General features: G+C 71.7%; 10 protein-coding genes. 5 read left to right on the forward strand and 5 right to left on the reverse strand.

From position 1 onward, the window contains the following. Window positions 1–404: 404 nt before the first annotated feature. On the reverse strand, window positions 405–1,628 hold the full coding sequence (locus QA861_RS38630; RefSeq protein WP_334593476.1) for an ROK family protein: 1,224 nt from the start codon (window positions 1,626–1,628) through the stop codon (window positions 405–407). A gap of 119 nt (window positions 1,629–1,747) precedes the next feature. On the opposite strand from QA861_RS38630, the gene QA861_RS38635 reads away from it, so the two are divergent. From QA861_RS38635 to QA861_RS38645, 3 genes are all read left to right on the forward strand, one after another. After that, complete coding sequence (locus QA861_RS38635) at window positions 1,748–3,223, forward strand: MGH1-like glycoside hydrolase domain-containing protein (protein WP_334593477.1); 1,476 nt, start codon at window positions 1,748–1,750, stop codon at window positions 3,221–3,223. Continuing rightward, window positions 3,220–5,157, forward strand: a complete 1,938-nt coding sequence (locus tag QA861_RS38640) for an amylo-alpha-1,6-glucosidase (protein WP_334593479.1) — start codon at window positions 3,220–3,222, stop codon at window positions 5,155–5,157. Before QA861_RS38635 ends, QA861_RS38640 begins: the two co-directional genes overlap by 4 nt. 449 nt (window positions 5,158–5,606) lie before the next feature. Then, window positions 5,607–7,607, forward strand: coding sequence for an alkaline phosphatase family protein (locus QA861_RS38645; RefSeq protein WP_334594981.1), 2,001 nt, complete (start codon window positions 5,607–5,609; stop codon window positions 7,605–7,607). Between the two features lie 76 nt (window positions 7,608–7,683). Here QA861_RS38645 and dusB read toward each other — a convergent pair whose 3' ends face one another. Next, the gene (gene dusB, locus QA861_RS38650; RefSeq protein WP_334593480.1) at window positions 7,684–8,862 is read right to left on the reverse strand and encodes a tRNA dihydrouridine synthase DusB; all 1,179 of its coding nucleotides are present in this window, start codon (window positions 8,860–8,862) and stop codon (window positions 7,684–7,686) included. 65 nt (window positions 8,863–8,927) lie between these two features. On the opposite strand from dusB, the gene QA861_RS38655 reads away from it, so the two are divergent. Next, window positions 8,928–10,448, forward strand: a complete 1,521-nt coding sequence (locus tag QA861_RS38655; protein WP_334593481.1) for an MFS transporter — start codon at window positions 8,928–8,930, stop codon at window positions 10,446–10,448. Between the two features lie 110 nt (window positions 10,449–10,558). Here the strand turns inward: QA861_RS38655 and QA861_RS38660 are convergent, their stop codons facing one another. Next, entirely contained in the window at window positions 10,559–11,479 is a 921-nt protein-coding gene (locus QA861_RS38660; protein ID WP_443041632.1) for a helix-turn-helix transcriptional regulator, read from the reverse strand. 112 nt (window positions 11,480–11,591) lie between these two features. Between QA861_RS38660 and QA861_RS38665 the strand changes: the two genes are divergently transcribed. Then, entirely contained in the window at window positions 11,592–13,025 is a 1,434-nt protein-coding gene (locus QA861_RS38665; protein WP_334593482.1) for an MFS transporter, read from the forward strand. 254 nt (window positions 13,026–13,279) lie between these two features. Here the strand turns inward: QA861_RS38665 and QA861_RS38670 are convergent, their stop codons facing one another. Further along, window positions 13,280–15,571, reverse strand: coding sequence for an ABC transporter permease (locus tag QA861_RS38670; protein ID WP_334593483.1), 2,292 nt, complete (start codon window positions 15,569–15,571; stop codon window positions 13,280–13,282). Between the two features lie 98 nt (window positions 15,572–15,669). Continuing rightward, window positions 15,670–16,362, reverse strand: coding sequence for an ABC transporter ATP-binding protein (locus QA861_RS38675; protein ID WP_334593484.1), 693 nt, complete (start codon window positions 16,360–16,362; stop codon window positions 15,670–15,672). Between the last annotated feature and the right edge of the window lie 161 nt (window positions 16,363–16,523).

A 16,523-nucleotide genomic window follows, 5' to 3' on the forward strand; every position in this document is an offset into this window, starting at 1 on the left:
ACTCCTTGAGGACGCGGTGCTGCCCTGACGGCCAGGAACATACCCAGATCGAAGGCGTCTGGGTACGTCCACTTGCGCGTCATGTGCCTGTAACCAGCCGTCCGCCACCAGATCCAAAGTCAAAGCTTGGCAAGCTGCCGGAGTGGCGTGTTTTCACCTCTTGAAGGCAACCATGACTTCACGTCCATTTTGTCGCTCACCTGAGCGGCCTGCAACACGTCTGAGTTCTATCGATGAACGATCAAGAGGTGGCACTGAGTGCCACCCTTTGAGAAGTGCAACCGCCTTCGATTCGCTCATCTGAGCGCAACCCCTATCAAGGGTGGCGAGAATCACGCACTCACGGGCACCGGGATTTCAGCATGCGGACGCCGACAACAGGGGGAAACACCCGCGTCACAGGCTCACACCCCGAGTGCCGACAGCCGTTCCTCCACCCGCTCCGGCGCGTACAAGTATTCGACGACCATCGCACCGGCCCCCACCAGCCCCGCCCGCTCCCCCAGCCTCGACGTCACCACGTCCAGATGAGCGGTCGAGCGCGGCAGCGCCCGCTGGTACAGCAGTTCCCGTACGCCGGTCAGGAACGGCGTGCCGGCCAGGTCGCCCGCGATCATCAGCACGCCCGGGTTGAGCAGCGTCACCACCGTCGCCAGTACGTCCCCTACACTCCGGCCCGCCTCCCGCGCGAGCGCGACCGCCTCCGGGTGCCCGGCCGCGAGCAGGTCCCGTACGTCCGAGCCGGACGCCGCCGGCACCCCGGCCTCGGCGAGGCGGCGGGCGACGGCGCCCCCGCTCGCGACGGCGGCGAGACAGCCGTACGACCCGCACCGGCACAGTGCCTCGGCGCCCTGCGGGACGCGGATGTGCCCGATGTCCCCGGCGCCGCCGTCGGTGCCCCGGAAGACCGAGCCGCCGACCACCACACCCGCGCCGATGCCCGTCGAGACCTTCACCAGGACGAAGGCCGAGCAGTCGGGGTGTCCGGTGCGCTGTTCGCCGTACGCCATGAGGTTGGCGTCGTTGTCGACCAGCACCGGGACCCGCACCGCGGTCGGCTCGCCCGTGTGTTCGGCGAAGACGCGGGCCAGGCGGGTTCTGATGTCGTAGCCGTCCCAGCCGGGCATGATCGGCGGCTGGACGACGCGGCCGGTGTCCGTGTCGACCGGACCCGGGACCGCGAGGCCGATGCCGCAGACCTCGGACGGGCGGTGGCCGGCCTTCGTCAGGAGTTCCGCGAACCAGCGGCCGAGTTCGCCGAGTACGACGTCGGGGCCGTCGTCCACCGCCAGCGTGCCCGAGTGTTCCGCGAGAAGTTCACCCGTGAGAGTGAGAACGGCGGCGCGGGCATGACGGGTGTCGAGGTCGGCGGCGAGGACGACGGCGTGCGCGTCGTCGAACTCCAGGGTGATCGACGGGCGCCCGCCGAGCGGCGAGTCGACCGGGCCCGAGGCCCCCTCGCGCAGCCAGCCCGCGCGGAACAGCCGGTCCAGGCGGTGGCCGACCGTCGCGCGTGAGAGACCCGTCACCTGTTGCAGGGCGCCACGGGTCGTGGCGCGTCCACTGCGTACCAGTTCGAGCAGATCACCGGCGCTCGCCTGAGCGCGACCACTCGTACGACCGCTCATGCGCACCCCCTTGTGTTTCTCAAGCTTGCATTACATATTGAGTTATGCGTGTTAAATAGACGTAACTCTACGGTGGCCCGACCGAACCGGTCGGGCCGAACGTCTTCGGGGAGCCCCGAGTGGATCGCACTGCCCAGCTGACCTCCCGCGCCCACGCCCAGGCGCACTCCGTCGTATACGAACCGGACGCGACGACACATTCCCAGCACGCCCCGCACGCGCCTCGCGCCCCGCACTCTCGCCGCACCCTCCACGCCAGGGCGGCCGAGGTGCTGGAGGCCAACTGGACCGGCACATCGACGGTCCCCTCGCGCGGTCTGTATCCGCACCAGTGGTCCTGGGACTCCGCGTTCATCGCGATCGGACTGCGTCATCTGTCGCCCCTGCGCGCCCAGACGGAGCTGGAGACGCTGCTGTCCGCCCAGTGGGGCGACGGCCGGATCCCGCACATCGTGTTCAACCCTTCCGTCCCGCTCGACGCGTACTTCCCGAGCCCCGACTTCTGGCGCTCCTCGACCGCGGGGCGCGCTGCGGGCGCCCCGCGCACCGTACAGACGTCCGGCATCGTGCAGCCACCGGTGCACGCGCTGGCCGTCTGGCTGGTGCACCAGGCGGACCCCGGCCTGTCCCGCTCCCGGGGCTTCCTCGCCCGCGCCTACCCACGGCTCGCCGCCTGGCACCGCTATCTGCTGCACCGCCGCGACCTGGGCGGGGGCGGCCTCGCGTCGGTCGTGCACCCCTGGGAACAGGGTATGGACAACAGCCCCTGCTGGGACGCCCCGCTCAGCCGCGTCACCCCGGCCCCGGCCCGCTCCTTCCGCCGCGCGGACCTCGACCACGGAGCCGCCGAGGACCGGCCGACCGACCTGGACTACGGGCGGTACGTACGGCTGGCCACGGACTACCGCGACAACGACTACGCGGACGGCACCGGCGGGTTCGCCGTCGAGGACCCCTCCTTCAACGCGCTGCTGATCGCGTCGGAGCACGCCCTGGCCCGTATCGCCCAGGAGTTGGGCGCGACGGCGACGGCCAGGAACGCCCGCGCGGAGCGCCTGACGGCGGCGCTGGTGGAGCGGCTGTGGGACCCGGCGGAGGGGATGTTCTTCTGCCGCGACGTCGGCGCGGGCGCCCTCGTCCCCGAGCGGAGCGTCTCCGGGCTCATTCCCCTCCTCCTGCCCACGCTGCCCCGGGACATCGCCGCCACCCTCGTCAGTACCGCGCGCGGACCGCACTTCGAGGTCGGCGGCGCCGCCCGCCTCGTACCGTCCTACGACCTGCTCGGCGAGGCCTTCGACCCGCACCGCTACTGGCGCGGGCCGGCCTGGTTCAACACGGGGTGGCTGGTGGAGCGCGGGCTGCGGCAGCACGGCGAGCGGGCGCACGCCGACGCGCTGCGCACGGCCCTGCTGGAGACCGCCGACGCGACCGACTTCGCGGAGTACGTGGACCCGTACACCGGCGAGGCCTGCGGGGCGCTCGGCTTCGGCTGGACCGCCGCGCTCACCCTCGACCTGCTCCACCGACAGCCCTTCGAGGACAGCGAGATCAGCAAGGTGTTCGGCATGAGTGACCAGGGAGGGGAGCGGCGATGACGGACCGGCATCATCTGCTCGTGCACGGCGGAACGTTCGCGGCCGTGGGTGACGGCGGGGACATCAGCGGGGTACGCGGGGGCAGCCAGCCCGACGGGTTGTTCGTGCGCGACGCACGGCACTTGAGCCGCTGGCAGCTCACCGTCGACGGCGCCCTGCCCGAGACGCTCAGCCCGGTCGCCGACGGGGACACCGCACGCTGCGTCCTTGTCCCGCGCGGGGGCCGTCAGGAACCGCCCGCCTACACACTCTTCCGTGAACAGGCCCTCGGCGACGGCGCGTTCGTCGAGTCGCTGCGGGTGACCAGCAACCGTCCGGTGCCGGTGACGGTCCGGATCGCGGTCACCGCCGACGCCGACTTCACCGACCAGTTCGAGCTGCGCTCCGACCACCGTACGTACGTCAAGTCCGGCGCCGTCCGGGGGCGTGAAGTCCTCGACGACGGCGTCGAGTTCAGCTACCGGCGCGGTGAGTGGCGGTCCTCCACGACGGTCACCGCCGAGCCCGCCCCCGACGGCGTCGAGGAGACCGGCACCGGCGCCCGGCGCCTCGTCTGGACCCTGGACCTCGAACCGCACGGCTCGGCGGAACTGACGCTGCGCGTCGCCGCCCGTCCGCACGGCGCGGCCAAGGAGCCGCTGGTCCCCGCCTCACCCGCCGCCGCCAACGATCAACTCCTCGCGCTGGAAGGGGAGTTCGTCGAGGGCGTGGCCTTCCCCACCGGCTGGCCCGAGCTGGCGGCTGCCTGCGCACGCGGCCTCTGCGACCTCGCGTCGCTCCAGGTCCCCGCGACGGGACCGGACGGCGAGGAACTGCGCGTACCGGCCGCCGGCGCGCCCTGGTTCCTCACCCTCCTCGGCCGCGACGCCCTCCTCACCTCCCTCTTCGCGCTCCCCTACCGCCCCCAGCTCGCCGCCGCCACCCTCCCGGCACTCGCCGCGACCCAGGCGACCGAGGTGGGCCCCGACTCCGTGGCCCAGCCGGGCAAGATCGTGCACGAGGTACGGCACGGCGAGCTGGCGCACTTCGGGCAGGTGCCGTACGGGCGTTACTACGGCTCGGTCGACGCGACTCCGCTGTTCCTGGTGCTCCTCGGCGCGTACGTCGAGCAGACCGGCGACACGGCTCTGGCCCGCCGGCTCGAAGCCAACGCCCGTGCGGCGATCGGCTGGATGCTGGACCACGGCGGACTGACCTCCCGTGGCTATCTGGTCTACCGGGCCGACCAGGGCGGCCTGGCCAACCAGAACTGGAAGGACTCCCCCGGCGCCATCTGCTCGGCCGACGGCACCCGCGCGAGCGGCCCGGTGATGGCGGCGGGGGCGCAGGGCTACGCGTACGACGCCCTGCGCCGTACCGCCCAACTCGCCCGCACGGTATGGGACGACCAGGTGTACGCCGCTCTCCTCGAACAGGCGGCGGCCGACCTCCGGGACCGTTTCCAGCGGGACTTCTGGATGCCGGAGCACTCCTTCCCGGCCCTCGCGCTCGACGGCGAGGGCAACCAGGTCGACGCGCTGGCCTCCGACGCGGGACACCTTCTCTGGTCGGGGCTGCTCGACAAGGAGTACGGCGAGAAGGTCGGCCGGCGCCTGCTCGAACCGGACTTCTTCTCCGGCTGGGGCGTACGGACACTGGCGTCGGGCCAGCCCGCCTATCACCCCCTCTCCTACCACCGGGGCTCGGTCTGGCCCCACGACAACGCCCTGATCACCCTGGGCCTGGCCCGGTACGGCCTGCACGACGAGGCCCGGACGGTCGCCCACGCCCTTGTCGACGCGGCGACCGCCACCGGCCACCGTCTCCCCGAGGTTCTCGCCGGCTACGGCCGCGACACCCACGGCGAGCCGGTGCCGTACCCGCACGCGTGCGTACGGGAGTCCCGGTCGGCGGCGGCCCCGTTGGCGCTGCTCACGGCGGTCGGGGGCGCCTGACCGGACGTACGACGAGGCGTGTGACCGGCAGCTTGGCGAGGCGTTTGCCGGGTGTTTGCCGGGTGCTTGGACGCGAAGGCTGAACGGAGGCCGAGGGCCCGCCGTACGGGATGGCGGCGGACCTCGGCTCCCGAGCCGGGTCCGCCGCTCCCTGCACGGCTTCACACGGAAGGACCTCCGGGGTGCCTCAGTTCACTCGCACCAACCCATCGACGGACGCCACCCCCGAGGGATCTTCCGAGACGCCGGCAGAGGTGTCGGCAGCGTTGCCTCCGACCGGGACACCGTCTCCGGAGGCTGCTGACACCGACACCGAGAGTCAGGCCGTCTCGGTTGCTGAAGCAACGGCCGCAGCCGACACGGCGGACTCGGACGTGAAGCCGTCGGCGGACGCCGAACCGACAGCGAAGGCCGAGGCTGAACCGGCGGCGGAAGCCGAGGGTGAACCGGTGGCGGAAGCCGAGGCTGAACCGGCGACGGAGGCGGCGGCCGAACCGGCGGTCGGGGAACCGGCCGCAGAAGCGACCGGTAACCCGGCGGCCGAGACAGAGCCCGAACCGGCGACCGAAGCCTCGACCGCGTCGGCATCCGCATCCGCATCCGCCGCAAGGCTCACCGAGCCCACCGACGAGCCGACCCCGGCCACGGCCACCGAAGCACCCGTCAAGCCCGCCGAGGCAACCAAGGCACCCAACAGCAAGCCCGCCACGGCCGCCGAGGCCACCGAGGCCGCCGAGGCCGCCGAGGCCGCCGAGGCCGCCGAGGCCGCCGAGGCCGCCGAGGCCCAGGATGCGGCTCCCAAGGCCGGCTGGCGTGCCCGGCGTCCCGTCGCCGCTCGTAACCTCAGCTGGGCGGTGACCGCTCTCTCCGTGCTCCTCGTGCTCGTCTCGCTGCAGATGCCGAACACCTTCGGCAACCTGCGGATCTCGGAGTTCCTCCGGCTCCCGGCGGAGGCGATCGTCGCGGCCGTCGTGCTGCTCGCGATGCCGCGCCGGCCGCGTGTGATCACGGCAGCGGCCGTCGGCGCCTTCCTCGGTGTGGTCACCGTGGTGAACCTGCTGGACATGGGGTTCGTCGAGTTCCTCGGCCGGCACTTCAACGTGCTGCTCGACTGGGCGCTGCTGAGCGACGCGCAGTCGTACCTCACCGACTCCTTCGGCACCGCCGGTTCGCTCGCCGCCACCCTCGCGGTGATCGTGCTCGTGCTGTTCCTGCTCGTCGGGACGGCCTTCGCGACCGTGCGGCTCAGCAACGTGCTCGCCCGCCACAACACCGTCGCCACCAAGGCGACGCTCATCGCCGGCACCGTCTGGATCACCTGTATGTCCCTCGGCCTGACGGTCGGCGGGGTACCGATCGCGTCGGACCACACCGCCGGAGTCGTCAAGGTGCACGCGCGGCGGGTGAGCGACACGCTGCACGACGAGGCGGCGTTCAAGGAGCTGGCGAAGAACGACCCGTTCGCGAAGACGCCCGGTGACCAGCTGGTGCCTGACCTGCGCGGCAAAGATGTCATCTTCACGTTCATCGAGAGCTACGGCCGCAGCGCGATCGAGGACCCGATCATGTCGCCCGGCGTGGACAAGACGCTCGCCGACCAGACCCAGGCCCTGACGAACGCCGGGTTCGCCGCGAAGAGCGGCTGGCTGACCTCGGCGACGTACGGCGGCAACAGCTGGCTCGGCCACTCCACGTTCCTGTCGGGCCTGTGGATCAACAACCAGCAGCGCTACCGCACCCTCGTCAACAGCGACCGCCTCACCCTGCCCGAGGTGTTCCGGCGCACCAGCGACTGGCGGACGGTCGGGGTGATGCCCGGGGTGCAGAAGGGCTGGCCCGAGGCGAAGTTCTACGGCCTGGAGAAGAACTACGCGTCCAAGGATCTCGGCTACAAGGGACCGAAGTTCAGCTGGTCGACCATGCCGGACCAGTACACGCTGGAGGCCTACCAGCGCCTGGAGCACGGCAGGAAGCAGGCCAAGCCGCTGATGTCGGAGATCATCCTGACGTCGAGCCACCAGCCCTGGGCGCCGCTTCCGAAGACGGTCCCGCAGGACCAGCTCGGCGACGGCACGGTCTTCAACGCCATCCAGAAGGCGGGCAAGGACCCCAAGGACGTCCTCTACAACGGCCCCGAGGCCAAGGCGGAGTACGGCAAGTCGATCCAGTACTCGGTCACCAGCCTCATCGACTGGCTGACCCGGTACGGCACCGACGACACCGTCCTCGTCTTCCTCGGCGACCACCAGCCCATGTCCCGGGTGAGCGGCACCAACGCCAGCCGTGACGTGCCGGTGTCGGTCGTGGCCAAGGACCCGAAGATCCTCGACAAGATCGCCGACTGGAACTGGACGGACGGCCTGCGCCCCGCACACGACGCCCCGGTCTGGAAGATGAGCGCCTTCCGCGACAAGTTCCTCACGGCGTACGGCTCGACACCGCACCCGTAAGCGCCGCGAAGGGGCGCGGGGAACTGCGCGACCAGCCACGACGGCCCCGCAGCCGACGACGCCACCGAGGGGAACCTCACCCCCCGGACGTGTCCACCTCCGCATCCTCACTCACGCCCGCGCAGTCGTACGGGTCCTTCAGCCACCCCTCCGGCAGCACCACCCGGTTGTTGCCGGACGTACGGCCACGGGGCCCGTCGGCGCCCAGGGGCCAGGGCTGGTCGAGGTCCAACTCGTCGAGGCCGGAGCGGAGTTGCTCCAGGGACGAGGTGATGGCAAGTTGCTTGCGCATCTCGGAGCCGACCGCGAAGCCCTTCAGGTACCAGGCGACATGCTTACGGAAGTCGATGACCCCGCGCGCCTCGTCCCCGATCCACTCACCGAGCAGCGTGGCGTGCCGGACCATGATGTCGGCGACCTCACGGAGGGACGGGCGGGCGATGGCGTCCGTACGCCCCTCGAAGGCGGCCACGAGGTCCGCGAACAGCCACGGTCGGCCGAGGCAGCCGCGTCCGACCACCACTCCGTCGCAGCCGGTCTCCCGGACCATCCGCAGCGCGTCCTCGGCCGACCAGATGTCGCCGTTACCGAGGACGGGGATCTCGGGGACGTGCTCCTTGAGACGGGCGATCGCGTCCCAGTCCGCCGTGCCGCCGTAGTGCTGGGCGGCGGTGCGGCCGTGCAGCGCGATGGCCGTCACGCCCTCCTCCACCGCGATGCGGCCGGCGTCGAGGTAGGTGATGTGGTCGTCGTCGATGCCCTTGCGCATCTTCATCGTGACGGGCAGGTCCCCGGCGCCGGACACCGCCTCGCGCAGGATCCCGCGCAGCAGGTTCCGCTTGTACGGGAGGGCCGAGCCGCCGCCCTTCCTCGTCACCTTCGGGACGGGGCACCCGAAGTTGAGGTCGATGTGGTCGGCGAGGCCCTCCTCCGCGATCATGCGGACGGCCTTGCCGACGGTCGCGGGGTCGACGCCGTACAGCTGGATCGAGCGCGGCTTCTCCGTCGCGTCGAAGCGGATCAGCTGCATGGTCTTCTCGTTGCGTTCGACCAGCGCCCGGGTCGTGATCATCTCGCTGACGAACAGGCCTTTACCTCCGCTGAACTCCCTGCACAGGGTGCGGAAGGGCGCGTTCGTGATCCCGGCCATGGGGGCGAGGACGACGGGCGGTCGCACAGCGTGCGGGCCGATCCGGAGGAGGCTTGCGGGGGCCGTGACGGGCGGGATGACGGGCGCGGTGACGGGCGTGGACATCCCGCCATTCTCGCGCACCGAACGGAGTACAGCCAAAGTCGTTAGTTAGGCGTACTATGGACCGCATGTCCGAGCTGAGTCCCCGCCGCCGCATGCTCGTGCTCGCGATCTGCTGCATGAGCCTGCTGATCGTGAGCCTCGACGTCACCGTGCTCAATGTCGCGCTGCCCTCCATGGAGAAGGACCTGGGCGCGAGCGTGGCCGGTATGCAATGGGCGCTCGACGCGTACACGCTCGTGCTGGCCTCGCTGCTCATGCTGGCGGGCTCGACCGCCGACCGGATCGGCCGCCGCCGGGTCTTCCTGACGGGGCTGGTGCTGTTCACGCTCGGCTCGGTGCTCTGTTCGCTCGCTCCGAACCTCGACTCGCTCATCGTGTTCCGCATGATCCAGGCGGTCGGCGGTTCGATGCTCAACCCGGTCGCCATGTCGATCATCACCAACACCTTCACCGACCCGCGCGAGCGGGCCCGGGCGATCGGCGTGTGGGGCGCGGTGGTCGGCATATCCATGGCCGCCGGTCCGATCATCGGCGGCCTGCTCGTGGACTCCGTCGGCTGGCGCTCGATCTTCTGGATCAACCTGCCGGTGGGCCTCGCCGCGCTCCTGCTCACCCTGCGGTACGTCCCGGAGTCCCGGGCGCCGAAGGCCCGCCGTCCCGACCCGGTCGGCCAGGTCCTGGTCATCGCGCTGCTCGGGTCCCTGACGTACGCGATCATCGAGGCGCCCAGCTCACCGGTCTCGCACACGCTCGCCTTCGGGACGGTCGCCCTGGCCGCGCTGCTCGGGCTGCTGTACTACGAGCCCCGGCGCGCCGAACCCCTCATCGACCTGCGGTTCTTCCGGTCGGTGCCGTTCAGCGGGGCGACCGTGGTCGCGGTCAGCGCGTTCGCGGCGCTGAGCGGGTTCCTGTTCCTGTCGACGCTGTACCTGCAGAACGTGCGCGGGCTGTCGGCGCTGCACGCGGGTCTGTGGATGCTGCCGATGGCGGTGATGTGCTTCGTCTGCGCGCCGATCTCGGGGCGCCTGGTCGGCAGCCGGGGCCCGCGCGTCCCGCTCCTCACGGCCGGGGTCGCCATCACCGCGAGTGGGGTCCTCTTCGCCGGGTTCGATGCGGAGTCGTCGAACGTGACGCTGGTCATGGGGTACTTCCTGTTCGGCCTCGGCTTCGGTTTCGTCAACGCGCCCATCACCAACACGGCCGTCTCGGGCATGCCCCGAGCCCAGGCCGGGGTGGCCGCAGCGGTCGCCTCCACCAGCCGCCAGACCGGCGGCACGCTGGGGGTCGCGGTGATCGGCGCGGTGCTGGCGTCGGGCATCGGGTCGGGCCCGTACAGGGAGGTGTTCGTCGCCGCGTCGCGGCCCGGCTGGTGGATCATCGCGGGCTGCGGGCTGGCCGTACTGATCCTGGGTGCCGTCACGACCGGCGGCTGGGCCCGGAAGACGGCGGAGCGGGCCGCCGGGCGCCTGGAGGACGGAGCGGACGGGGACGGCGGGAGTGTGGGTGGTTCGCGCGCCGATGGTGGCGCCGACGGGGGCGGGGAGACGGGCGTGCGAGGTGTGGCGGGGGCGCGTACGGCGAAGTGAGCCGGTGGTGTGGGTAGCCGGGTCGCGGCCGACTGTCGGATTCCCCGTGCTGGGGGCGAGTTTCCGACCGAATCCGGTCGGCTACCGCCCCTTCCCGACCGGCACCCCGGCTACTCCCTCCTGGCCTCCCCCCAATCCCCGCTCAAGGCCATCGCGTACAGCTTCTCCAGGCGCTCGCGTGTCTCCTCGTCCGTCGGGACGAGTGTCACCAGGCGGGTGCCCAGTTCCGGGGCGAGCCAGAGGTCGGTGTGGTCGACGGTGAGCAGACCGACGTACGGATTGCGGAACTGCTTAGTCTTGCCTCGGGCGGCGACCACCTCGTACCGCTCCCAGATCGCACAGAACTCCGGGGACCGGGTGCGCAGCCGCTTGAGCATCAACTTCCAGGCGGGATCGCCGAGATGGGCGGCCTGCTGGACCCGGAGCTTGGCCGCCATGACCCGCATCGTCTCTTCGAGCAGGACGACCGACGAGCGCCACTCCTCGTTCGTGTAGACGAGGAGCATGAGGTTGCGGTCCTCGGGCGGTACGGCGTCCAGGTCGCCCATGAGACGGCTGTACGTGCGGTTGTACGCCTGGATGTCGTACCGGCTGTTCTGGATGCAGGCCGGGATGGGGTCGAGGGCGCGCAGCAGTTCGCGGATGGCGGGGGTGATCGTCGGGCAGCTCGCGGCGGGGGTGGGGTCGACGGCTCCGGCCAGCTGGAAGAGGTGGGCGCGTTCGCTCGGGTCGAGCAGGAGGGTGCGGGCGAGGGCGTCGAGCACCTGTTCGGAGACCTGGATGGCGCGGGCCTGTTCGAGCCAGGTGTACCAGGTGACGCCCACGGCGGAGAGCTGGGCGACCTCCTCCCGGCGCAGCCCCGGCGTTCGGCGCCGTCGGCCTCGCGGCAGCCCGACCTGCTCGGGGGTGATGCGCTCGCGGCGGCTGCGGAGGAAGACGGCGAGCTCGTGGCGCCGGCTTTCCGATCCGCGCCCGCCGGGCCGCTGCGGCTCCCGTTGCTGAGCGGTGGTTTCCTGGGCGATGGTGGTCACAGTCCCACTCTCTCTCCGCTTTCCCTCAGTCCCGACCCTGTTTCCGGGTACTCCTACTACCAGGATAAAGACACTCTGGTACCCCCCTCAGAGACGGCGCAGGCTGGTCGACGTGACCAACACAAGCACCCCACCCACCGCCACCGTCCGCTCTCCCGCCGGCCCACCCGTACTCGGCGGGCTCGGACTGTTCACCGTGCTGCTCGGGGCGGCGCTCCCGCTCATCGACTTCTTCATCGTCAACGTCGCCCTGCCCACCATCGGCCGGGATCTCTCGGCGAGCGAGGCCGTCCTCGAACTGGTCGTCGCCGGGTACGGGGTCTCGTACGCCGTCCTGCTCGTCCTCGGCGGGCGGCTCGGCGACCTCTTCGGCCGGCGTCGGCTCTTCCTGGGCGGTATGGCGGCCTTCGCCGTCACCTCGTTGGCCTGCGGTCTGGCGCCGACCGCGTGGACCCTGGTGGCGGCCCGCATCGCCCAGGGCGCGGCGTCGGCGGCGATGCTGCCGCAGGTGCTCGCGACGATCCAGTCGGCGACGGCGGGCCCGCGCCGCGCGAGGGCGATGGGCCTGTACGGCGCGACGGCGGGCCTGTCGATGATCGCGGGCCAGATCCTCGGCGGCGTACTGGTGGCCGCCGACATCGCGGGCACGGGCTGGCGCTCGGTGTTCCTGGTGAACGTGCCGGTGGTGGTGCTCGGCCTGATCCTGGCCGCCCGGACGGTCCCGGAGACCCGCTCGCAGCACCCGGAGCCGGTGGATGTCCCCGGCACGCTCCTCCTGGGCGTCGCCCTGATCACGCTGCTGGCCCCGCTCACCGAGGGGCGGGCGGCGGGCTGGCCGCTGTGGACGTGGCTGTCGCTGGCCGCGTTCCCGTTCGCGGCGGCGGCGTTCTGGGCGATCGAGCGCGGCGCGGACCGCAAGGGGCGCACTCCGCTCGTACCGCCGACTCTCTTCGCGCTGACGTCGCTGCGGCGGGGGCTGGTGATGATCGTGCCGTTCTCGATCGGCTTCAGCGGGTTCATGTTCGTGATCGCGGTGGCCCTGCAGCGGGGTGCGGGCCTCGGGCCCGTGCAGGCGGGGATGGCGCTGGCCCCGATGGCCGTGGCGTTCTTCGCCGTCTCGCTCGCCGGGCCGCGTCTGGTCGCTCGGTACGGCACGCGGGTCGTGACCGTGGGCGGCCTGATCCAGGGGGTGGGGGTGACGCTCATCGCCGTCGTGGTGTGGCGTTCCTGGCCGGACCTCGGTCTGGTGCAGTTGCTGCCGGGAGCGGCGGTCGCGGGGGCGGGGCAGGCGCTGCAGCTCCCCGTGCTCTTCCGGATCATCCTCTCGGAGATCGAGCCGGGACGGGCGGGGGTCGGTGGGGGTGTCATGGTCACCACGCAGCAGTCCGCGCTGGCGCTGGGGGTGGCGACGCTGGGCACGCTGTTTCTTTCGCTGACGCCGGGGATGGGGATGCGGGGTGCGCTGGTGACGACGTTGGTGGTGCAGGTGGGGGGTATCGCGTTGACGACGTTGCTCAGTCTGCGGTTGCCGCGGAGGGTTGGGTAGGCGTCTGGCCTCCGGCCCGGTGTATCAAGAGCTCGAGGGGGGACGGTTCGCTTGTGGGTGCGGGTGCGCTGTGGCTTGTCGCGCAGTTCCCCGCGCCCCTGAAGGCGCCCCAGAGGTCGGGGCTGACAGTTCGCTTGCGAGTGCGCGTCCGTCGTGGCTTGTCGCGCAGTTCCCCGCGCCCCTGGGCGGGAGCGCCCCTTCGGGGCTGCTCCCGCCCAGCCCAGGGCCCCGCCCCCGCCCGGGGGTCCCGGCCCTTACTCCGTTCGTAGGGCCGTGGCCGTGCGGACTTTTGTTGCCCAGGTTGCTGGGAGGAGGGCGCCCAGGAGGGCGATGGTGGTGCCGGCTAGGCACAGGAGGGTCAGTTCCCAGGGGGTGTAGACGTCGAGGACGGACGGGGGGAGTTCGGTGCCTGCGGCGTGGCCCATTACCGGGAGGACGAAACCGTGCAGGGCGAAGCCGGCGGGTACGCCCAGCAGGGCGCCGAGTAGGCCGATGCCGGCCACCGAGGCGAGGACGAGGCTCACCGTCTGGCGGGGTGACATGCCGAGCGCCTTGCAGACGCCGAGGTCGTGGACGCGTTCCCGGGTGTCGAGGACGACGGAGTTGAGGACGCCGAGGCCGGCCACCGAGACCAGCATGAGAGTGAGCAGTGCCGCCATCGACTCCAGGACGATGACGAGGCTGCCGTGTCCTGAGGGGGCGTTGGCCATGGCGTCGCCGCCCAACGGCCGCACCACGGCGGCGAGTTTCGTGGCGTACTCGGTGGGAGAGACGCCCGGCTTCACCTCGACGAGGAACATCCGGGGCTGGGCCGCCGGGAAGTCGGCGAGGTCACCGTGGATCCCCGTGCCGCCGTTCGACGTGTCGAAGGCCTCGCCGACGATCCGCAGGGTGCGGGTGTCCCCCTCGTAGGTCACCCGCACCGTGTCACCGAGTTCGGTGCCGGTCCGTTCCAGGTAGCCCGAGCCGACCACCACCTGCCCCGCGCCGTCGAGCCAGTGCCCGGAGACCATCTCGTAGCTCCCGGGGCGGGAGTCTCCCTGGTAGAGGGCCATGCGTACCGAGCCGGTGACCCCGGCCACGGAGGCGTCGTCCCGGGTCATGGCGTAGTACGAGGCGGTCCCTTCCTGCGCCTCGACGGCGGCGCGTAGGCGTGCCGGATCGGCGGCCGGGGCCTCGGTTTCGCCTGGGCCCGTCGCCGGTCCGCCGCCGCCGAACACCGTGACCGCCGCCCGCCCCTCCGGGTCGGCCGCGGCGCCGACGGCGGTCAGGGACGCGGTCAGCCCCACCGCGAAGGTCGCCGCGATGGTGCCGAAGGCCACCGCGAGCAGCATCGCGGCCGTACGGACGGGGTGCGCGAAGGGGCTCGCGAGGCCGTACGTCACCGCCCGGGGCAGCGGCAGTCGTCCCGCCGCCCGGTGTGCCCACTGGCCGCGCCCCGGGCGCGGGGCCCGGCCCACCGCGATGGCCTCGACCGTACTGAGCCGCCCGGCGCGCAGTGCGGGCACCAGCGCGGCCGTCCCGACGACCAGCAGCGCGGCGGCCGGTACCACGACGTCCACCCACCACGTCACGCTCAGCGTGGCCGTGCCGTACGCCTGCTCGGTGTCGTCGAGGAGGGGTACGGCGAGCAGGTTGCCGAGGACGGCCCCCAGCCCGATACCGACCGCGGCCGGGATCAACGCCTGGGCCACATAGGCGCGTACGACCTCGCGCGGGGTGAAGCCGATGGCCTTGAGGATGCCGATCCTGCGCAGACTCGATCCGACGGCGCCGCTGGTCACACTGCCGACGATGATCACCGACATCACGATGCCGAGGACGCCGAAGGCGATGAGGAAGGGGATGGTCGGCGCCGCGCCCTGGTCGGCGTCGCGCTTGGTCTCCAGATAGGACAGGCTGCCCAGCAGCGCGCCCGACGGTACGGCCGCGGCGAGCTGTTTCCGGTCGGCGGTGAGCTGTCGCTCCGTCCTGGCGGAGTCGAAGCGGTAGAGCATCTGGCTGGTGAGGGGCGTCTTGGCCGACGCCAGTGCCCTGGCCTGGGCGGGAGTCGCCCACGCGTCGGCGGTTCTGCTGACCGACAGGGCGAAGCCGACGATCGTCAGGGCGGGGCTGGCCGCGTCGTCCGAGGTGCGGAGGGTGGAGCCGAGCTGCAGGTCGGGGCCGGAGAACGACGAGTTGAGCACGATCTCGCCCGGTTTCGCCGCCCAGCGGCCGGACTTGAGGTCCAGATCGTCCACGTCGGCCCGGGGACCGGACCGTCCGACGAGTGTCAGCGTCGGCAGGTGGCCGCCCCTCGCGTCCACCGGCCGGATCGACGTCGCCGGGTACGGTCCCGCGCTCGCGGTGACGCCCGGCTGCTCCCCGGTGGCCGCCAGTTGCTCCGTACTCGCCCTGGCCGGATCGAACTGGACGGTCAGCTGCGCGCCGCGCTGCTGCGCGAACGCGTGGTCGAAGGGCGCGTTCGCGGCGACGATCAGCGACCCTGCGACCACCGACGAGGCCACGGCCATCATCGTGGCCACGCCGATCACCACGGTCTGCACCCGCCGCCGCCCCACCCCGGACCGTACGACCCGGCCGAGCGCGCCACCTCTCCCGACTCTTCCGCCTTTTCCGGCGTTTCCGGCTTTTCCGAAGCCCTTCAACGGGTCGCCTCCGCCCGGGTGTCGAGGGCGAGGTGACCGTCGACCAGGTGGATCGTCCGGCTCGCGCACGCCTCGGCGAGCGCCAGGTCGTGTGTGACCAGCACGATGGTCTGCCCACCCCGGTGCAGCTCCACCAGCAGCTCCCGTACGTCCTCTCCCGAGGCGGTGTCGAGGGCACCGGTCGGCTCGTCGGCGAGCAGCAGGGCGGGCCGGTTGACCAGCGCGCGGGCGACCGCGACGCGTTGGCGTTCACCGCCGGAGAGGCGCCCCGGATAGGCACGGGCGTGCTTCTGGATGCCGAGCACCTCCATGAGCTCCCCGGCGCGGGCGGCCGTCTCGCGCCGTGCGGTTCCGGTCAGTTGGGCGGGGAGCTGGATGTTGTCGATGACGGTGAGGTCGTCGAGCAGGTTGAAGAACTGGAAGACCATGCCGATCTGTTCGCGGCGGAACCGGGCCAGCGCGTGTTCGTTCAGGTCGCCGAGCTGTCGGCCGGCCACGGACACGGTGCCCTCGGTCGCCCGGTCCAGGCCGGCGACGAGGTTCAGCAGGGTGGACTTGCCGCTGCCGGAGGGGCCGGTCACGGCGAGGGCCTCGCCCTGTTCGACGGAGAGGGTGAGCGGCCCGAGCGCGGGCCTGCCCGCGCTGTCGTAGCGCTTGGCCACGTCCTCCAGTTGGATCACCTGGGTCATGAACTCGCCTGTCCCTACGGTCGGTTCGAGCGGGAAGTTGCCGGTCCTGGCGAACGTAGGGCCGGGCGTGGGTGTGGCGCGTCGGCCGCGACACCGACGTCCTGCCCTCCCGGCGGAGGATTCGGCGGTGGGGTCATCCCAGCGAAGTACGCCTTAGGGAC

Origin of the sequence: Streptomyces sp. B21-083, assembly GCF_036898825.1 — a bacterium.
Lineage (GTDB): Bacteria > Actinomycetota > Actinomycetes > Streptomycetales > Streptomycetaceae > Streptomyces.